The 18,856-nt window shown below is 65.8% G+C and carries 16 protein-coding genes; 12 read left to right on the plus strand and 4 right to left on the minus strand.

Annotated features, from left to right (window positions below):
* Positions 1-28 precede the first annotated feature (28 nt).
* Together ACN0S5_RS08335 and ACN0S5_RS08340 are read left to right on the plus strand one after the other, a co-directional pair.
* Positions 29-652 (plus strand): nuclear transport factor 2 family protein, encoded by a 624-nt coding sequence (locus ACN0S5_RS08335; RefSeq protein WP_417207692.1) that lies wholly within the window; start codon positions 29-31, stop codon positions 650-652.
* Positions 653-663: 11 nt separating this feature from the next.
* Positions 664-1,623, plus strand: coding sequence for an NADP-dependent oxidoreductase (locus tag ACN0S5_RS08340; RefSeq protein WP_417207694.1), 960 nt, complete (start codon positions 664-666; stop codon positions 1,621-1,623).
* Positions 1,624-2,015: 392 nt separating this feature from the next.
* Here ACN0S5_RS08340 and ACN0S5_RS08345 read toward each other — a convergent pair whose 3' ends face one another.
* Both ACN0S5_RS08345 and ACN0S5_RS08350 read right to left on the minus strand, forming a co-directional pair.
* Complete coding sequence (locus ACN0S5_RS08345) at positions 2,016-3,620, minus strand: carboxylesterase/lipase family protein (RefSeq protein ID WP_417207695.1); 1,605 nt, start codon at positions 3,618-3,620, stop codon at positions 2,016-2,018.
* 136 nt (positions 3,621-3,756) lie between these two features.
* Entirely contained in the window at positions 3,757-4,713 is a 957-nt protein-coding gene (locus ACN0S5_RS08350) for a LysR family transcriptional regulator (RefSeq protein WP_417207696.1), read from the minus strand.
* A gap of 430 nt (positions 4,714-5,143) precedes the next feature.
* Here ACN0S5_RS08350 and ACN0S5_RS08355 point away from each other — a divergent pair, with 430 nt between their 5' ends.
* The 6 genes from ACN0S5_RS08355 (at position 5,144) to ACN0S5_RS08380 (ending at position 12,193) form a co-directional block, all read left to right on the plus strand.
* Positions 5,144-6,802, plus strand: a complete 1,659-nt coding sequence (locus tag ACN0S5_RS08355; protein WP_417207697.1) for an ABC transporter substrate-binding protein — start codon at positions 5,144-5,146, stop codon at positions 6,800-6,802.
* 70 nt (positions 6,803-6,872) lie between these two features.
* The gene (locus ACN0S5_RS08360; protein WP_417207698.1) at positions 6,873-7,952 is read left to right on the plus strand and encodes an ABC transporter ATP-binding protein; all 1,080 of its coding nucleotides are present in this window, start codon (positions 6,873-6,875) and stop codon (positions 7,950-7,952) included.
* A gap of 2 nt (positions 7,953-7,954) precedes the next feature.
* Entirely contained in the window at positions 7,955-8,869 is a 915-nt protein-coding gene (locus ACN0S5_RS08365; RefSeq protein ID WP_417207699.1) for an ABC transporter permease, read from the plus strand.
* Entirely contained in the window at positions 8,866-9,726 is an 861-nt protein-coding gene (locus ACN0S5_RS08370) for an ABC transporter permease (RefSeq protein ID WP_417207701.1), read from the plus strand. The genes ACN0S5_RS08365 and ACN0S5_RS08370 overlap by 4 nt, the downstream gene beginning before the upstream one ends.
* A gap of 29 nt (positions 9,727-9,755) precedes the next feature.
* Entirely contained in the window at positions 9,756-10,820 is a 1,065-nt protein-coding gene (locus ACN0S5_RS08375) for an ABC transporter ATP-binding protein (RefSeq protein WP_417207702.1), read from the plus strand.
* Between the two features lie 17 nt (positions 10,821-10,837).
* Entirely contained in the window at positions 10,838-12,193 is a 1,356-nt protein-coding gene (locus ACN0S5_RS08380; protein ID WP_417207703.1) for an MmgE/PrpD family protein, read from the plus strand.
* Positions 12,194-12,220: 27 nt separating this feature from the next.
* Here the strand turns inward: ACN0S5_RS08380 and ACN0S5_RS08385 are convergent, their stop codons facing one another.
* Positions 12,221-12,424: a hypothetical protein gene (locus ACN0S5_RS08385; protein ID WP_417207705.1), complete on the minus strand. Its 204-nt coding sequence runs from the start codon at positions 12,422-12,424 to the stop codon at positions 12,221-12,223.
* 435 nt (positions 12,425-12,859) lie between these two features.
* Here ACN0S5_RS08385 and nadA point away from each other — a divergent pair, with 435 nt between their 5' ends.
* From nadA to nadC, 3 genes are read left to right on the plus strand one after another with little or no spacing between them, the layout of a single operon-like run.
* On the plus strand, positions 12,860-13,912 hold the full coding sequence (nadA, locus tag ACN0S5_RS08390; RefSeq protein WP_417207706.1) for a quinolinate synthase NadA: 1,053 nt from the start codon (positions 12,860-12,862) through the stop codon (positions 13,910-13,912).
* 4 nt (positions 13,913-13,916) lie between these two features.
* Positions 13,917-15,512 carry an L-aspartate oxidase gene (locus tag ACN0S5_RS08395; RefSeq protein WP_417207708.1) on the plus strand — a complete coding sequence of 532 codons (1,596 nt, stop codon included), beginning with the start codon at positions 13,917-13,919 and terminating at the stop codon, positions 15,510-15,512.
* The gene (gene nadC / locus ACN0S5_RS08400; protein ID WP_417207710.1) at positions 15,485-16,333 is read left to right on the plus strand and encodes a carboxylating nicotinate-nucleotide diphosphorylase; all 849 of its coding nucleotides are present in this window, start codon (positions 15,485-15,487) and stop codon (positions 16,331-16,333) included. The genes ACN0S5_RS08395 and nadC overlap by 28 nt, the downstream gene beginning before the upstream one ends.
* 298 nt (positions 16,334-16,631) lie before the next feature.
* Here the strand turns inward: nadC and ACN0S5_RS08405 are convergent, their stop codons facing one another.
* Positions 16,632-17,162: a peroxiredoxin gene (locus tag ACN0S5_RS08405; RefSeq protein WP_417207711.1), complete on the minus strand. Its 531-nt coding sequence runs from the start codon at positions 17,160-17,162 to the stop codon at positions 16,632-16,634.
* Positions 17,163-17,251: 89 nt separating this feature from the next.
* On the opposite strand from ACN0S5_RS08405, the gene citF reads away from it, so the two are divergent.
* On the plus strand, positions 17,252-18,742 hold the full coding sequence (citF, locus tag ACN0S5_RS08410) for a citrate lyase subunit alpha (protein WP_417207712.1): 1,491 nt from the start codon (positions 17,252-17,254) through the stop codon (positions 18,740-18,742).
* Positions 18,743-18,856: the final 114 nt, after the last annotated feature.

Consider the following 18,856-nt stretch of genomic DNA (forward strand, 5'->3'; position numbering starts at 1 on the left):
GGACCGCCAACCGTTTCGGAGGCACGAGATGCAAGACAAAGACACCGACATTGCCCGCAAGGTGAACGAACTCTGGGACCGCGAAGAGATCCGCCAATGCGTGCACCGCTATGCCCGAGGCGTCGACCGCTTCGACCGCGAGATGATCGCTTCGGCGTTTCATCCCGATTGTCTGGACGAGCACGGCAAGTTCGTCGGCACGCCAGAGGAATTCACCGACTGGGCGCTGAACCAGCACGAGGCCGCGCACCTTTGTCACCAGCACTGTCTGCTGAACCATACCTGCGAGCTGGATGGCGATACCGCCCATGCCGAAACCTATTTCATGTTCGTATCGATGAACCGGCAGGGCAAACCGCTGACGCTGGGCGGCGGGCGCTACGTCGACCGGCTGGAAAAGCGCGGGGGCGACTGGCGCATCGCCGCTCGGGTGACGTTGCGCGACTGGTCGATGATGGATGAGATCCCCGACATCGCCGATCTCAGTTCCTTCACCTCTACGCGCGCCTCCCTGCCCGAGGCGGTGCGCGCGTTCATGAATGCCGGACGCGCCACGGCGCGGGATCGCAGCGACCCTTCGTACGACCGGCCGCTCACCGTCGATCCGGCCCGGCGCGACGATTACCGCAAGCTGATGCAGAAAACCGCATGAAAGGAGCGCCCATGTTCGCCGTCACCTTCGAGGCCTTTGGCGGCCCAGAGCAACTGGCCGTGACCGAACGGCCAATCCCGGACCCCGCCGCCGGTGAAGTGGTGGTCCGGATCATCGCCGCCGCCGTCAACCCGACCGACCTGCTGATGCTGGGCGGCGCGCAGGCCAAGATGATGACCCACCTTACACCGCCCTACGTGGCCGGTATGGAATTCTCCGGCAACGTGCACGCGGTGGGTGAGACGGTCGACATTGCGCCGGGCACCCGTGTCATGGGCGTGGTCAATCCGCGCCGTCCAGAGGGCGGGGCCCATGCCGCGTATATCGTGGTGCCCGCAGCCTCAGTCGTTGCGATCGACATGAGCGTCGACGCGCTTGCCGCGGCCACGGTGCCGATGAACGCGCTGACATCGGTTCTGGCGCTGGACATGCTGGCCCTCGCTCCGGGCAAGACGCTGCTGGTGACCGGGGGGGCCGGTATGTTGGGCGGCAGCGCCATACAGTTGGCCAAGGCGCGTGGTCTGAGAGTCATCGCCAACGTGCGCGACGACAAGGCCGCGCTGGTGCGTGACCTAGGTGCCGATCTGGTGGTGCCCCGCGACGACGGGATGGCCGCGGCGGTGCGCGCGGCCTGCCCCGAGGGGGTCGACGGGCTGATCGACGGGGCGCTGATCGGGAATGAGGTCTCGGGTTTGGTGCGCGACGGCGGCGGCGCGGTGGCGCTGCGCAGCTCGCATCCGATCGGGGATGACCGGCTGACCTGTCACGTTGTCTCTGTTGCCAAGGGGTTCGAACGCGAAGATATCCTGCGCGACCTTTCCTGCTTGCTGGGTCAGGGGCGCTTTCGCCCGCGTCTGGCTCAGGGCGGTGCGATCTCGTTCCGAGACGCCGCCAAGGCCTATCGCCTGACCCAGAACGGGGGACTGGATGGCCGCGCCGTGCTGGTCTTTGATGCCGAGGGGCAGGGTTGAGGTCAGGCAGACCGCCGCGTGCCTCGCTGCTCTCGATGACCCTGCGCGGCCAGTTGGCCGTGCAGAGGGCGATGGTCGGCAGCTTTCAGGTCGTGTCCCCCGGTAAAAACGCCGGTCGGGGCATGGTTGCCCCATCCCGGAACCCGGCCCGGCACCCATCCCGGCAGATGTCTCGATCCTGACATTCTCTGCCGAGGGGTGGCTTTCGGCAGCAAATTGCGCCGTCGCTCTTCGGACAGGTGCGCGCCGTTAACCGCGCCCTCCCCCAGATCCCCGCCAACGGCCATGTCGTCACCGGTCTGCCCGGCAGGGGCTGCGTGTCCGGTGTTTCAGCGGATGGCAGTTTCCAAGCGGTCCCTAGCCACTTCGGTGACAAGCCTTGGGCGCGGTCTTCAGGCCGGTGTCCTGACAGCGAATGGCGCGGTGAGGCCAACGGCAAGGGATCGCGGTTCCCATGGCATGCAGGCTCCGGTCCCACCAAAGGCCAGACGCTCTGCACGTCGGGGGTCGCTCGCAAGGCGCGGCGGCACGTCAAGGATCATTGTTGTCCGCCGCGCGGGTTCGTAGATGGGCCAATGGGCAATTCCGGGCACCTGCGGGTGACCGGTCCGGGCAAAGGTGATCCAGGCCGCGCTGACAGTCTCTGCCAATATGTGGCGGTCAGCGCGGCCGCCGGTCATCGGCGATTGGTCCACGGTGCGGAACACAAACGGCACCTCGATGCCGTGCGCCGCCTTGTAGAGGCGGAAATCGGTTTCCCAGGTGAACAGGTAAAGATAGGCCGGGGCACCGCCCTGCGCGGTTTTCTGCAAGGCGATGTCGGCGGCCATCAGTCGCCGGTCTTCGCTGGCAATCCCGACCAGCAGTTCCCAAGGGGTTTCCTCGGGCCGCGCGCGCGCGTGTGCGTTCAGGATCGCCTCCGCGCGCGGGCCCAGCGCCCTCTCGCAATGCGCCTGCAAGGCCTCAATCGTCATCTGGCCGGCACCGGGGCGACGGCACAGGTGCACCGCCGCCTCATCCTTGTTGGTGCCGATCAGCAGCGGCACATTGCGGCTGGCCTCGGGCGCCTGCCCGTCCCAGGGATGCTCCGGCAGAACCGCGCCATCGACGACCGGCGACATCATCCAGATCGCGATTGTAGGGTCTTCGGCCACCGCCGGGTCGTTCAGCGCGCGGCAATACGCCACCGACAAGGCTTGCAGCCTTGACGCCGGGATCCGGTGGAGGGCGCGAATGTCCCGTGGCGCCACCCCAAGATGATGCAGGAAACCCGCCGCGAACCTGCTGGCCCTGTCACGGGGGATGCAGCGCAAATGCGGACCGCTTTCGATGATGGCCTTGTGGAACAGCCCTTTTGCCGAGGGCATCGCCATAAGGTTGCAGATCTTGCGACCACCACCGGAGACCCCGAATAGGGTCACGTTGTCCGGATCGCCACCAAAGGCCGCCACATTATCGCGCACCCATCGCAGCGCCAGAACGATGTCGGTCAGGCCAAGATTGGCGGTCTGCGACACCGCTCCGCCGCTTACATCATCGAGGAACAGGAAACCGAAAATGTTGAGCCGGTGATTGAGGCTGATCACCACCGCGTCGCCGAAGGCGGCGAGGTTGCCGCCGTTGGTGATGGCCTGCGCGGCGCTGCCAACCGAGAAGCCGCCACCATGCAGCCAGACCATGACCGGGCGCTTGCCTGCGCGGTGGCCTGCCGGAGACCACAGGTTGAGCTTCAGGCAGTCTTCGCTACTTGTCGGGACCGGTCCCGGCAGCGGTTGGGTGTAATCGGGGTGCTCATTGAACCCGCCTTGCGGGCAATGCGCACCCCAGGCCGAGGCCTGTAAAACGCCGCGCCAAGGCCGTGCCGGTCGGGCCGGACGAAAGCGGTTCTCGCCGGTTGTGGTCTGGCCATACGGAATGCCCAGAAACGCCCATGCACCGGCAGGGTGCCGGTGTCCCTCAACCGTGCCGCAAGCGGTTTCGACCTTGTTGCTCTGCATAAATGTCCTGCCTCCCGACCCTGCTTGCGATCTGCCGCGCCGGGTTGGTTTTTCCTTTGCCCTGCCGGTCCATGTTTCCGGCGCGGCGGCGCGGGACGGCTGGGGCGACCCGCGTTTTCAGGCCGTCCGCCGGGGATCAGGCCACCGCGTTCAACTCTGCCCGCGACACGCCCCATTGGCGGGCGACACGGCGCAGCATCGGGAACAGGTGCCGTGTCGCCTCTGGCAGCCGGGCCCCGCGGGCAGTCACGATGCTGACCTTGCGGGTCAGCGCCGGTTCGACGATCGGCACAGCGGTCACATTGGGGTAGGAAGCCCAGAGTTCCCCCAGACTTGGAAACACGGTCGCGCCGACACCGGCATCCACCATTGGCAACAACAGGCTGGGTTGCAGCGCGCCGTCGTAGACCCTGCCAAAGGCAATCCCGCGTTCCTTCGCGGCTGCGGCGAACATGCGCTGGGTGATGCTTTCGCTGGTCATCATCACCAGCGGCAGCTTGCAAAGCTCAGCCATGGTGATGTTGGCGTGGCGCGACTGCGCCATGCAGTTGGGGATCAACGCCACGATGGGATCGTCGATCAGATGTTCGAACTCCAACGCCTGATTGCCGGGACAGACGCCGCCGATCCCGAAATCGTATTCGCCGTTGGCGATGCCCGCAATCGTGCGCGCAATCGGCAGTTCCGAGACCGAAATCGTGATCTCGGGATACCGCGCCGCGAATTTCTTGACAACGGCGGGCAGCAGTGTGCCGGAAATCGAGATCGAACAGGCTATCGAGATATGTTTGGACCGGCACCGGCTGGCATCATGCACCCGATGCAGATTGTCGCCGAGTTCGGTCAGGGCCGAACGCGCAAAGCCCAGCAGGTCGCGGCCCTGATCGGTCAGGTCGACTGTGCGGGTGGTGCGGTAGAACAGGCGGGTCTGAAGCTGCTCTTCCAACTGCCTGATGCCGTTGCTCACCGCCGAATGAGACTTGCCGCAGGTTTCCGAGGCCTGCTTGAAGCTGCGGCATTCCGCGACGCTGACGAAGACCTGTAGCAGGTTCAGATTCACGGCCAGCCCGCTGCCGATGTTGGTCACGATCATGTCGGTTGTCCTCCTGCCTCTTGCGCAGATGGCGTCGAGGGCATGACATGCGCCCTGCCCACAGACTGCCGCTGTCCCGCAAGAAGTGTCGCAATCGTTGCCCGCAGACCCGGTTCGGTCAACGTGGCCAGAGCAACGCCGAGTCCCTGCCTTGACGGATCATCGGCTCTGCCTTTGCCCGCCAGGGCGTTCCCGGTTGTCCGCCCCGATTATCCCGAAATCCGGGATAATCATTTGTTTTCAGTACAATAAGCCCCGATCTCGCCTTCTTGGATGGCGATCGCCGCTATAGGCTGTCTGGTCAGGGGAGCCCCGGTCCGGGTGCCGCTCCGGTCGCTGGTTTCGACGCCGCAGCCATGTCGCTGCGGCCCGCGCGCCCGGTGACAGATGCCGGGCGCATGGCGCGCCGGAAATTGGGAGGAGAAGACCGATGACCAAGGACAAGCAGACATACCGATCCGGGATCAGCCGCCGGGCGTTTCTTGCCGGCACCGCCGCCGGAACGACGGCCCTGCTGACGCTGCCGAAAGGCCTGCGCGCGCAGGAAGAACGCACCCTGCGCATCGCCGTGACCGGCCTGACCGGCGAGGTGATGGACCCGATGATGGAGGTGCGGGGCCAAGTGTCCGACATCAGCATGATTATGTTCGACTCGCTTCTGGAAATCGGTCCGGACAACGCGCTGGTGCCCGGCCTCGCAGAAAGCTGGGAGGTCGACGACAGTGGCACCGTCTGGACCCTCAAGCTGCGGGAAGGTGCCCTGTTCCACGGCGGATACGGTGAGGTCACCGCCGAGGATGCGGTCTACAGCCTCGAGCGGTGGATGCACCCGGATGTCGCCAGTTCCGGGGCCAGCGCCCTGCGGAACGCGATCAAAAGCGTCGCCCAGACCGGCACATACACCCTTGAGATCACCACCAATGGCGCCCGTCCGACCTTTCCCTACATGATCTCGCCGCATGAATCCGTCACCGGCATCGTGCTCAGCAAAAAGCAGTTGCTGGAGGCCGGAGAAGACTTCGAGGCCCAGACCCGTCTGCTGAACGAAGGCCCGATCGGGTCGGGGCCCTACCAGTTCGAGTCGCACCGGCGTGGCCGATCGTTGACCATCGCCGCCTTCGATGGCCACTGGCGCGCGAAGCCGGAGGCCCGCCGCGTTGAATTTCTGATTGTGCCCGATCTTTCGACCCAGTTCCTGATGCTGCAATCCGGTGAGATCGACGTGATGCAGCCGGATCCGGATCAGGCGGCGCAACTCAGGGACATGGACGGTTTTGTCTTGGCCACCGTGCCCAATTCGGCCGATTTGGCGCTGAACATCTACGGAACCTTTACGCCTGCGGGTCAGGAAATGGCGACATCTGATCCGCGGGTGCGCAAGGCGATCTCGTTGGCGATCAACCGTCAGGCCATAGGAGAGTCGCTGATGTCCGGGTTCGCCCGTGCGCCGGGGGCGCCCTGGGGGCTTGCCGCCAAGGCCGACGGGCTCTTGCCCGAAGCCTTTGAGCCGTGGATGGAAGAGGCCGCGATCTACGACCCGGAACAGGCCAAGGCGCTGATGGCCGAAGCGGGCTATCCGGACGGGTTCACCGTGGCGGTCCGCGACTCGGTCCGTGCCGCGTCCTTCCCCAACCCTTCGGTTGTCGCGCTGGCGGTGGCGCAGCAGTTGGCAGAGGTTGGCATCAAGGTGGAGTACACGACTCAGGAATACACCACGATCAGGCCCTATTTCGTTGAAAAGCAGGACGACGCCTACATCGCGGGTCAGTTGGCGGCGGCCACGAATACCCCCCGCTTCACCAGTGAGGCCTATCTGCGGGTGTTCTATGCCCAGGCCGGAGTGTCGCGGCTGCTCAAGGACGACCGTTTCGAGGCGCTTGTTGCCATGATCGGCAAGACCATGAACACGGCAGAGCGTGAGGCAATGGTGACAGAGGCCATGCAAATCCTGCACCAGTCTTGGGTCACTGTGCCTGTTCTTGCTGCCGACACGCTTTTTGCGGTGAACGACGCGGTTGTCGCGGATTGGCCGCAGCGCGACACATGGCCATTCCTCAGTCGCCAGATCGAGCTGCTGAAACTCACCTGACGCGCGTCCGGGCCCTGCGTCGGCACGGTCCGGACCTTGCAACTGCCTTTGACAGGAACGGAACAACGCCATGACCGCCAGCGATATCCCTGTGGCCCGGACCATTCTGGAGGCCCGCGGCGTCAAGCGCCACTTTCCACAAGGCGCAAGCCTTGCCTTCTGGCGCGACCGCGAAAAGATCAAGGCCGTCGATGGCATTTCTTTCCGCCTCGTGCCCGGCGAGACGCTCAGCATCGTCGGCGAGTCCGGTTGCGGCAAGACGACCTTGGCGCGGATGTTGCTAGACCTCGACCGTCCAACCGTCGGCTGCATCCGTTTCGAAGGTGAAGACGTCGCGGCGCTGCCAAAATCGGACTGGAAGGCCTTTCGCCTGTCGGTTCAGGCGGTGTTTCAGGACCCGACCAGTTCGCTTGACCCGAAACGGCGCATCCGTGACATCATCGCCGAGCCGCTGCTCGTCAACACCCGGCTGCGCGGCGCGGTGCTGGACGACCGGATCGCCGAACTGTTGCAGGATGTCGGCCTCAACGCCGGGGTCGCCACCGCCTTTCCGCATGAACTCAGCGGCGGCATGCGACAGCGGGTGGCCATCGCGCAGGCGCTGGCGCTCAATCCCAAGGTGATCATCCTCGACGAGCCGGTCTCGGCGCTCGACGTGTCGATCCGGGCGCAGATCATGAACCTGCTGAAACGGCTGCGCGAAGAGCATGGCATCACCTACGTGATGATTGCCCATGATCTTGGAACCGTGCGCTACCTCTCGCACAGGGTCGCGGCGATGTATGCCGGGCAGTTCGTCGAGACCGGCGACACCGATGCGCTTTTCGACGACCCGCTGCATCCCTACACCATCGCGCTGATTTCGGCGGTGGGCAGCACTCGGGCGCTGGCCAAGGGGCGCATCGTATTGTCGGGCGAGCCCGCTTCGCCGCTCGACCGGCTGCCGGGCTGCCGTTTCCAGCCGCGCTGCTGGCTTTGCCGACAGATTGGTCGCCCCAAGACCTGCACCACCCTTGAACCCGAATTGCGCGACGTGCGGGACGGCCAAAGGGTCGCCTGCCACTTCGCAGAGGAGTTGTTGGACCCGGCGCGCCGCGCCGTTCACATCGACGCCGCCCGGTCCTCGGCGCTGGTCGAAGAGGAGTCCTGAACATGTATCCTTATCTGGCGCGGCGCATCGGACAGGGCCTGATCTCTGTCGTCGGGGTCACTGTGCTGATCTTTGTGCTGGTCCGCCTGACCGGCAGCCCGCTTGACGCCATGCTGCCCATCGACGCCGATGCCGAAACCCGCGCCCGCCTTGCGGCGCGGCTGGGACTGGACCGGCCGCTTTATGAACAGTTCGCGATCTTCGTCGGCGACCTGCTGCACGGCGATCTGGGCGAGTCGATCCGCTATCGGGTGCCGGTTTCCCGCCTGCTTGGCGAAACCTTCCCGATGACCGCCAGTCTGGTGTTCCCGGCACTGGTGCTGTCGACCCTCGTGGGGATCCCGCTGGGCATTGTCGCGGCCACCACCAGCCGACGCAGCGTCCGTGCCTTCCTGTCGAGCTTCGGGCTTGTCGGGCTGGCGATGCCGACCTTCTGGCTGGCGATCCTGCTGATCATGGTGTTCTCGATCTGGCTGCGCTGGCTGCCTTCGGCCCGCGCCGGCGGCGTCGAACACTACATCATGCCGGTACTGACCATGTCGGCCTTCCAGATTGCCGCGCTGATGCGCCTGACGCGCGCGTCGGTGCTGAACATCCTCGACAGCGAATACATCAAGCTTGCCCGCATCAAAGGGCTCAGCGAGGGCCGGGTGATCTGGAAACACGCGTTGCTCAACTCGCTGACCGCCGCGGCCTCTTATCTGGGTCTGTTCTTTGCCGCGCTGCTGACCGGCAGCATCGTGGTAGAGACCGTCTTTGCCTGGCCCGGTTCGGGGCGGTTGATCTACACCAGCATTTCGTCGCGTGACTACCCGGTGATTCAGGGCGTTGTCCTCGTCTCGTCGCTGTTCATCATCTTTGTGAACCTCGCGGTCGACCTGCTGCAAGGCTACCTTGATCCGAGGGTCCGCGCATGACCGATGCCGCCAGCCAGCCCGCCGTGTCCCGGCCACGCCGGATCGATTTCGGACGATTGCCGCTGATCACCATCTCGATTGTTGCGCTGTTCATCTTTGCCGGGGTCTTTGCGCCGCTGCTGGTGCCCTACGATCCGAACGGGCAGGATCTGCTGATCCGGCTGAAACCGCCGAGCGCCGACCACTGGTTCGGCACCGATGCGCTGGGGCGCGATGTGTTCTCACGGATCGTCTATGGCGCTCGTGTTTCGCTGGTGGTGGTGTTCTTCGCCCTGCTCGGCGGCGCGGGTCTGGGCATGACGCTGGGTGTGCTGGCGGGCTATTTCGGCGGCATCACCGATGTCGTCATCTCCCGCGTGATCGACGCCGCCATGTCGATCCCTTCGCTGTTCATCGGCATCCTGCTGGCGGTGTCGCTGGGCGGCGGCATCGCCTCGGTGATCATCGCGATCTCGCTGATCATGTGGTCAAGCTTTGCCCGCGTCATCCGCGCGGACGTGATCGCGCTGAAGAACCGCGAGTTCATCATCCTCGCCCGGCTGGTCGGCTGCTCGCATCTGCGCATCCTCCTTGTGCACGTGCTGCCAAATATCGTCAGCACCGCGATGGTCCTGATCAGCATCAATCTTGGCGAGGTCATCCTGATGGAGGCGGGCCTCAGCTTTCTCGGGGCGGGCATTCCGCCGCCGACCGCGTCCTGGGGCAGCATGGTGGCCGAGGGGCAGGGGCATCTCGCCAGAGCATGGTGGCTCACGGCAGTGCCGGGAACGGTGATCCTGTTGGTGGTGCTGGCCTTCAACATCCTTGGCGACTGGACACGCGACCGTCTGGACCCGCGGCTGAGGGACAGACTGTGAGGGACGACCATTTGGCCGAAGGAGCAAACATGCATCGCCACCACGTCGCCAACGGTCCGCCCGAACCTCCAGTGCTGCGCGTCGAGGGGCTGACCATCCAGCTTGGGACCCGTCGCGGCAAGGGCATCGCCGTTGATGGGGTCGGTTTTGACTTGAAGAAAGGCCGCACGCTGGGACTGATTGGCGAATCCGGCTCCGGCAAAAGCCTGACCGCGATGGCGCTGCTGGACCTGCTGCAAAAAAATGTGCTGCGGATCACCGGCGGTCGGATCGAATACGACGGCAAGGATCTTGTCCAGCTCGACGCCGAGGCGCGCCGGGCGTACCGTGGTCGCCACATCTCGATGGTGTTGCAGGACCCGCTGGCGGCACTGAACCCGGTGTTGACGGTGCGCGACCAGCTTTTCGAGGCGTTGCGCCTGCACCACGGTCTGAAAGGCGCCGCACTGCGGGCGCGGGCGGTGGAACTGCTGCGGTTGATGCGCATCCCCTCGCCGGACGCCCGGCTGGAGGCCTACCCGCACGAGATGAGCGGCGGCATGCGGCAACGGGTGGTCGGTGCCATCGCTCTGGCTGGCGATCCGGCGGTGCTGGTCGCGGACGAGCCGACCACCGCGCTCGACGTGACGGTGCAGGCCGCCTACCTCGAACTGCTGAAGAAGATCCAAGCGGAACGCGGCATGGCGATCCTGTTTATCACCCATGATTTCGCCGTGGTTGGCGAGATCTGCGACGAAGTGGCGGTGATGTACGCTGGCCGGATCGTCGAGAAGGGCACGACCGCAGAAGTCTTTGGCGACGCCCGTCATCCCTACACAAAGGCGCTGTTGAAGGCGGTGCCCGACATCACCGAAAAACCGCGCGCGTTGGCCTCTATCCCCGGAACGCCGCCCTCGGTCTTTGCCATGCCGCCGGGCTGCCGGTTCCATCCGCGTTGCTGGCTGCACAAGGCGATGGGCTGCCCGTCCCGCTGCCGCGAGGAGGCCCCCGCAGACCACGCGACAGGCCCCGGTCGGACCGCTGCGTGCCATTTCACCGAGGAGGCCGCAGCCTCCGAACCCGCCGCCAGCCGTGGCGACGACGACATTCAATAGCCGATAGGACCCAGAGCATGACGCAGACCCTCACCGACAAGATCACCGCCTTCGCGACCGCCACCACCTACGCCAGCCTGCCGGATGAGGTGCGTGAACAGGCCAAGAAGCTGATCTTCGATGAAATCGCCTGCTCTGCGTTTGGGCGGCGCAGCCTCGCCGGGACGCTGGCCGACAGCTATGTTCAGACCGTCGCAAGCGCGCCGCAGGCACAGGTCTGGGGATCCTCGACACGCGCCTCCGCCGGGTTTGCCGCCATGGCCAACGGGGCCGCCGGACACGGCGAGGAAGTGGACGGTGCCCATGGTGCGGGCGGGCATCCGGGATCGTCGATCGTGCATGCCGCCATGGCCACCGCCGAGATGCTGCGCGCCACCGGTGCCGATCTGATCAATGCCGTGGTGCTGGGGTACGACGTCGGCGTGCGGTTGCGTTGGGCCTGCGGCGGTTCCTTCGGCGCGCGACGTGACAAACATCTGCATGCGGATTTTCTCTATGCTCTGGGCTGCGCCGTCGCGGCCAGCCGTCTGATGGGGCAGGATGCAACCCGCATGGGCCACGCGCTGGCGCTGACCACCCTTCAGGCCAACGGGCTATACGCGACCTATTCAGAGGAACGTCACATCAGCAAATCCTTCTGCGAAGGCCAATATGCCTATGCCGGCGTCGCCGCCGCGCAGATGTCAGCCGTCGGTCTGGAGGGCAACGCGGACATTATTGGGGCCCATGCTGGCCTGCTCGACGCCTGGGGCATCGACGGCGGGCGCGAGATGGTCGAGCACAGGCTTGGCGAGGACTTTGAGATCATGGGCGCCGGGTTCAAATTTTTCAACGCCGGTTACCCGATCCACGCGCCGCTGGAAGGCGTGCTTGGTCTGGTCGAAGAACACAAGATTGACCCCGCTCAGATTGCGGCGGTGACCATCGAAATGAACGACAATGCCCGGCACATCGTCGACGGTCGCGCCATGCACAACATCTGTATTCAGGATATGGTTGCCGCCAATCTTGCGCGCGGCGGCCTGCGGCTTTCGGACCGGCCTTTCCCCGAGATGCTGGAAGATCCGGTGTTCCGGGCGCTGCGGCCGCATATCTCTGTCGAGTCGAACCCAGAGTTCAAGGACACGGATTCCTCGCGCCTTGGCGCCCGCGTCTCGATTGTTACAAAGGACGGCCGGACTGTCGCAAAGCACGTCAAGCATCCGCGCGGCTACGAGTCATTCGGGCGTGTGACATGGGAAGATCTGGAACGGAAATGGGCCGGGGAACTGGAAGGCTGCGATCTTGACGGCGCGCTAAGGCTGGCCAAGACGCTGGACACGCTGGAAGACATAAGCCAACTTTCCAGTCGCTTCGCCACCGCCCGGAGCTGAGGATACGTTATTGTTGTTGATGGGGTTTTATGGCGTGCCGGTGGTCGACAAGATCACCGGCAGCCACGTGTCGAAACCCGGCTCACCGAACGGCAAGCGCTTTGGCATGATCTCTAACGGCCAGAGACAAACGTTCCGCGCGCCGCGCTCAAGGCATTTGTCGACCGGGACTGTCCAGGTGCCGAAGTCGATGTGCCGCTCGACCCGGTCGCCATGACCGATCTGCGGCATGCACCCCCTGCCGCCACCTGCCCGGTGAACGAGGTCTGCGGACCGCTGGCGAAGGACATCCGACCCAAGCCGTTTGGTTACAAGGGGTTCGCCCGCTGTCGTCGGGCGACGCATCGCGGCGCTGGCGGGCAGCCACCCACGGCACCTTTTGACGAAAGGGGCCATCGACCTTGGTTGCTGCGGCACCGGCGTGCCCGAACCAACCTTGCGGATCGGCGATTTCAGACCTGGGTGCAGACACGCTCGGCAGCCGCGACCGGCCACGCCCGCCGCTGTCCCATGCCATTGTCGGCGGTTGTTAGCGCAGGTCAGCAAAACAAAGGCCTGCGAGCGCTTGCCCTTACGTCATCCCTGCCTTATCACACCCGCACCAGACGCCATCTGTCGACGTTTGCCGCCTCCGTCGGCCCGAAATAACCTGAGGAACCTCCGGAATTGCTCGACCAGATCGCGCTACGCGCCGAACTCGCCGATCTTTACGATCTCTCCCCGTCAACAGAAATCGCCGCCGCCAATGCGCATCTCTACAAGCGGATGGATCGGGTGGTGACGCCGCCGGACTGGGCGATCCATGCGCCCTACGTGGCGGCCATCAACAAGCTCAAGAAAGAGCGGGGCGCGGTCATCCTCGCGCATAACTACATGACGCCTGAGATCTATCATGGCATCGCCGACGTGGTCGGCGACAGCCTGCAACTGGCGATCGAGGCAACGAAGGTCGAAGCGGACGTCATCGTCCAGTGCGGCGTGCATTTCATGGCGGAAACGTCGAAGATCCTGAACCCGTCAAAAACGGTACTGATCCCCGACATGGAAGCCGGCTGTTCGCTGGCCGAAAGCATCACGCCCGCAGGAATTGCGCAGATGCGCGCCAAATATCCCGGCGCGCCGGTTGTCACCTACGTCAACACCACGGCCGAGGTGAAGGCGGCGTCGGACATCTGCTGTACATCGTCCAATGCGGCGCAGATCGTGCGCGGGCTGGACAGCGATACTGTGATCATGACCCCGGACAAATATCTGGCGCAGAACATCGCGGCTCAGGTGCCGGAAAAGCGGATCGTCTGGTGGGACGGGTCCTGCATCGTGCACGAACAGTACACTGCCCAAGACCTGCGGGACTTCCGTGAATGGAGCCCCGACATCCGGATCATCGCCCATCCCGAATGCCCCCCCGACGTGGTGGCCGAGGCGGATTTCTCCGGCTCGACCAGCGGAATCATCGACTACGTGACGCAGCAGCGACCGGAACGGGCGATGCTGGTCACCGAATGTTCCATGGCGTCCAACATCTCGGATGCGCTGCCGGACGTCGATTTCGTCGGGCCGTGCAACATGTGTCCCTTCATGAAGAAGATCACACTGGAAAAGGTGCTCTGGTCGCTGCACTCGATGGAGGGCGCGGTAGAGGTGGATCCGGTGATCGCCGACAAGGCGCGCGTCGCCGTGCAACGGATGATCGACCTCTCCGCAAGGCTGGCCGGCTGAAGCGATGACCCCGATCGACACGTCCCGCGTCATCATCGTGGGCGCGGGGCTGGCGGCGCAATATTGCGCGCTCAAACTGGCCCCCCGCCCGGTCCTGATGATCTCTCCGGACCCCTTGGGCGAAGGTGCGTCCTCGGCTTGGGCGCAGGGCGGCGTGGCGGCGGCGATGGACCCGGCGGACAGTGCCGAAGCCCATGCGCGCGACACCGTCGTCGCGGGCGCGGGCACGGTGGACCGGCGGATTGCCCAATCTGTCACCGCCGAGGCGCGCGCGCATATCCTCGACCTGACCCTGCTGGGCGCGCCCTTTGACCGGGCCGCCGACGGCGGCTATGTGCTGTCGCGCGAGGCGGCGCATTCCTTTGCCCGCGTGGTTCGGGTGCGCGGCGATCAGGCCGGGGCCGAGATCATGCGTGCGCTGGCCCGGCAGGTGCGTGAGGCCGACCATATCCAGGTGCTCGAAGGGGTGATGGCCACCCGGCTTGAGGTCACTGGCGATCGCGTTATCGGCGTCGCCGTCGCCCGCTGCGGCGACGGTCAGAGCAAAAGTATCCTGCTGCGCGGCCCCGCCGTTCTGCTGGCGGGCGGCGGGTCCGGTGGATTGTTCGCCCTGACGACCAACCCGCCACGCATTCAGGGACAAGTCATCGGCATGGCCGCCCGCGCAGGCGCGCGGATCGCCGATGCAGAGTTTGTCCAGTTCCATCCGACCGCCCTTGCCTGTGGGGTCGACCCTGCGCCGCTTGCGACCGAAGCGCTGCGCGGCGACGGCGCGACGCTGATCAACCGCCACGGCGCGCGGTTCATGCTGGCGGCCCATCCTGACGCCGAACTCGCCCCGCGCGACATCGTCGCCCGCGCGGTCTATGCGCAGACCAAGGCCGGGCTGGCCCCGGCGCTGGACACCCGTGCCGCAATCGGCGCAAGGATCCGGACCGATTTCCCCGCCGTGGCCGAGGCCTGTCGGCAAGCGGGCATTGATCCGGTGAAACACCCGATCCCGGTGGCCGCAGCCGCGCATTACCACATGGGCGGCGTGGCCACGGACCCGCAGGGGCAAAGCTCGCTTTGCGGTCTCTGGGCCTGTGGCGAGGTCGCTTCGACAGGACTTCACGGTGCCAACCGGCTGGCCTCGAATGGCCTGCTCGAGGCGCTGGTCTATGGCCGCCGATGCGCGCTGTCCATCGACGCGGCGTTGCCCGTTTCGCGCGGCGCGCCAACGGTGTCTCTGCCCGACCTTTCGGCAGAGGCCGCGCCCGATCCGGCCTTGGTCGCGCAGTTGCGTCATGCCATGACCGAAGGCGCGGGCGTTGTCCGCGATGCGCAGGGGCTTGCTGACACGCTGGCCATGATCGCCCGGATCGAAGCCGCCCAGCCGGGTTGCGACGTGCTGCGCAACATGACCGCCACCGCCACGCTGATCGCCGCCGCAGCGCTGCTGCGCCGCGAAAGTCGCGGCGCACATTTCCGCTCGGATTATCCCGCACCAGCAGGCGAAAGCGGCGCACGATCGCTGCTCACCCTGACAGAGGCCCTGAACGTCCGGGACGCCACCTTCAGAAAGGAACCGGCATGCGCCACAGCCCCTTGCCCGACCTGATCCTCGAACCGCTGGTCCGCGCCGCGCTGGTCGAGGATCTGGGCACCTACGGCGACATCACCACCCGCACCGTCATTCCCGCCGGCTGCACCTATGCCGCGCGGTTGAACGCGCGCGAGGCCGGTGTGGTCTCCGGTCTTCAGATCGCTGCGCTGGCCTTTCGGCTGGTCGATCCGGCGCTGACGGTCACCGCGCACAAACGGGACGGCGACGCGATCCGGTCCGGTGACCTGCTGATGGAGATCTCCGGCGACGCTGCGTCGATCCTGTCGGCGGAGCGTGTCGCGCTGAACTTTGCCGGGCGGCTTTCGGGGATTGCCACCCTGACCGCCGCGTTCGTGGCCGAGACGGAGGGCACGACGACCCGCGTCACCTGCACCCGCAAGACCACGCCGGGACTGCGGCTGGTCGAGAAACAGGCGGTGCTGCACGGCGGCGGGTTCAACCATCGCTTCGGCCTGTCCGACGCAATCCTGATCAAGGACAACCACATCGCCGCCGCCGGGGGCATCCAACCGGTGCTGCGCGCTGTAAAGGCGCAGGCATCGCATATGATGCGTTGCGAGATCGAGGTCGACCGGCTGGACCAGTTGGCCGGGGTGCTGGAGGAAGGTGGCGCCGATGTTGTCCTGCTGGACAACATGACGACGCAGGCTCTGGTGACGGCGGTGGAGATGACGGCGGGGCGCGTCATCCTCGAAGCCTCGGGAAACATGCGGCTCGACCGCATCGCCGAGGTCGCCGCGACCGGGGTGGACTATATCTCCTGTGGGGCGCTGACACATTCGGCCCGAACCTTGGACCTCGGGTTGGATTTCTGAGCGGAACCGCTGTCCCCTGTCGAGGTTGTTCGCCGCAAAGCCAGCGGGACCATGGACCTTTGCAGCCACGCTGGCCCGTGGCTGGCGCACAGGCGCCCCGCAGAGGAAACCCCGGATTGGGTGCGCACCGGGCGGCGCACTGGGCGGCGCACTGGGCGGCGCGCCTGAATTTGCGTCGCGTTGGAACCCGCGGCAGGATCGCCTTGCGGTTGGACGTGCCGCCAACCCGGTGCAGGTCGCTGGAGGCACAGGCCCAGTCGGAATGGGCGTCTGACCTTGCGGTCTTTCGACCCTTGGGTCAGCCCGCGTCCCGCAGATGCGCCAGCATGGTTTCGGCCGCCGACACCGTGACCGGCACGCCGGAGGGATTGTCGCGCAGTCCCGGTTCGGCGAACAGCGCGGTGATTGCCGCGTCCTCTACCAGCATCGAATACCGCCAACTGCGCATGCCCATCCCCTGTGCCGACCGGTCCACCAGCATCCCCATCTTGCGGGTAAACTCGGCGTTGCCATCGGGCAGCATCCGCACCTGTTCGATCCCTTGCGCCCGCGCCCATTGATGCATGACAAAGGCGTCGTTGACCGACAGGCAGGCAACCTCGTCGATTCCCAGCGCGTGAAAGGCATCCATGGCCCGCTCATATCCCGGCAGGTGGCTGTCCGAGCAGGCAGGCGTGAACGCCCCCGGCAGCGCGAACAGCACCACCCGCCGCCCACCAAAGACCTCATCGCTGCTCACCTGCCGCCATTCGTAGGGGTTGTCGCCACCCAGTGCGGCGTTGCGGACACGGGTGTGAAAGACGGCGTCGGGGACGCGGTGCGGGGTCATCGGCTGGCTCCTGTTGCAGGTCGGGGCGGCGTGGCAGAGAGTATCGCAAAGGCGCGCACCGTAAAGCGCCGCAACATTGAAAGACCGCGATGCCCGATCTACCCGCTGACATTCCCGGCTATGGCCCGCTGCGCCCGCTTCACGCCACAGGCAAACAGCGCGCGCGCCGGTCCAAGCTGCTGCCCGATCTCGACGCGGCCATCGCGGCCTGTGATTTGCGCGACGGGGCGACGATCTCTTTCCACCACCATCTGCGCAACGGCGACGGTGTGCTGAACATGGTGATGGCGGCGCTGGCACAGCGCGGCCTGCGGGATCTTCACGTCGCGGCCAGTTCGATCTTTCCGGTTCACGCGCCGCTGGTCGATCACATCCGCAATGGCACCGTCAGCCGGATTTCGACCGCCTTTGTTTCCGGCCCGGTGGGCGAGGCGATCTCCCGCGGGCTACTGCCCAACCCCGTCACCCTGCAAACGCACGGGGGGCGGGCACGGGCGCTGGATCTGCGCGAGTTGCCCATCGACGTGGCATTTGTCGCCGCCCTGGCGGCGGATGACATGGGCAACCTGTCCGGCAGCACGGGGCCAACCGCCTGCGGCACGCTGGGCTATCCGACGGTCGATGTGGGTGTGGCCCGCCACACCGTCGCCGTGACCGACACGTTGATGCCTTATCCGGTGCCCGCCATCGACATCCCTCAGACGCAGGTGGATCATGTGGTGCAGGTCGCGCATACCGGCGATCCTGCCGGGATCGCCTCTGGCACCACCCGGCCTGCCAGCGATGCGGTCAGCCTGTCCATCGCTGACGCCGCCGCGCGGGTCATCGCCGCCAGCGGCCTGCTGGTTGAGGGGTTTTCCTTCCAGACCGGGGCGGGGGGCGCATCGCTGGCCACGGCGGCGGCGGTGGGGCGCGAAATGGCGGCGCGCGGTGTCACCGGCAGTTTCTGCTCGGGCGGGATCACGGGGTTCCATGTGCAGATGCTGAACGCGGGGCTGTTTCGCGCGCTTCTGGATGTGCAGTGCTTTGATCTGGAGGCTGTGCGCTCCTACCGCGACGACCCGAGGCATCAGAGCATGTCCGCCGCCGCCTATGCCGGTCCCCATGTGGGCGGTGCTGTGGTGGACCGCGTGGATGCGGTTGTGCTGGGCGCGGCAGAGGTGGATTTGGGCTTTAACGTCAATGTCACCACCCGCGCGGGCGGCATCATCATCGGCGGATCGGGCGGTCATGCGGACACCGCCGCCGGGGCCAGGCTTGCCATCGTCACTACCCGCCTTACTGCCGCCGGTTTCGCCAAGCTTGTGCCGCAGGTCGGCACCTTGACCACGCCGGGCGCGACCATCGATGTGGTGGTGACAGAGGCCGGGCTGGCGGTGAACCCGGCGCGGCCCGACCTTGCCCGCCGCCTGCACGACGCGGGCCTGCGCGTGCGCGCCATTGCGGACCTTGTGGCCGAGGCCGCGCAGGCCGCAACCCGTCCGACACCGCCGCGCGCAGAGGGGCGCATCGTGGCGGTTTGCGAATACCGCGACGGCGGCGTGACCGACGTGGTGCGCGCGATCCCCTCTGAAACGTGACCATGTCCGGTCACTCGGCACTGGAAATCGACGGAGAATCCGCGACAATCACGCGGGACGGGCTAATTTCAGCCCCGCATGGGTCAGGCGTGAATGGAACCAATACCAAGGCGC

This window comes from Antarctobacter sp. (genome assembly GCF_048262615.1).
Taxonomy (GTDB): Bacteria; Pseudomonadota; Alphaproteobacteria; order Rhodobacterales; family Rhodobacteraceae; genus Antarctobacter.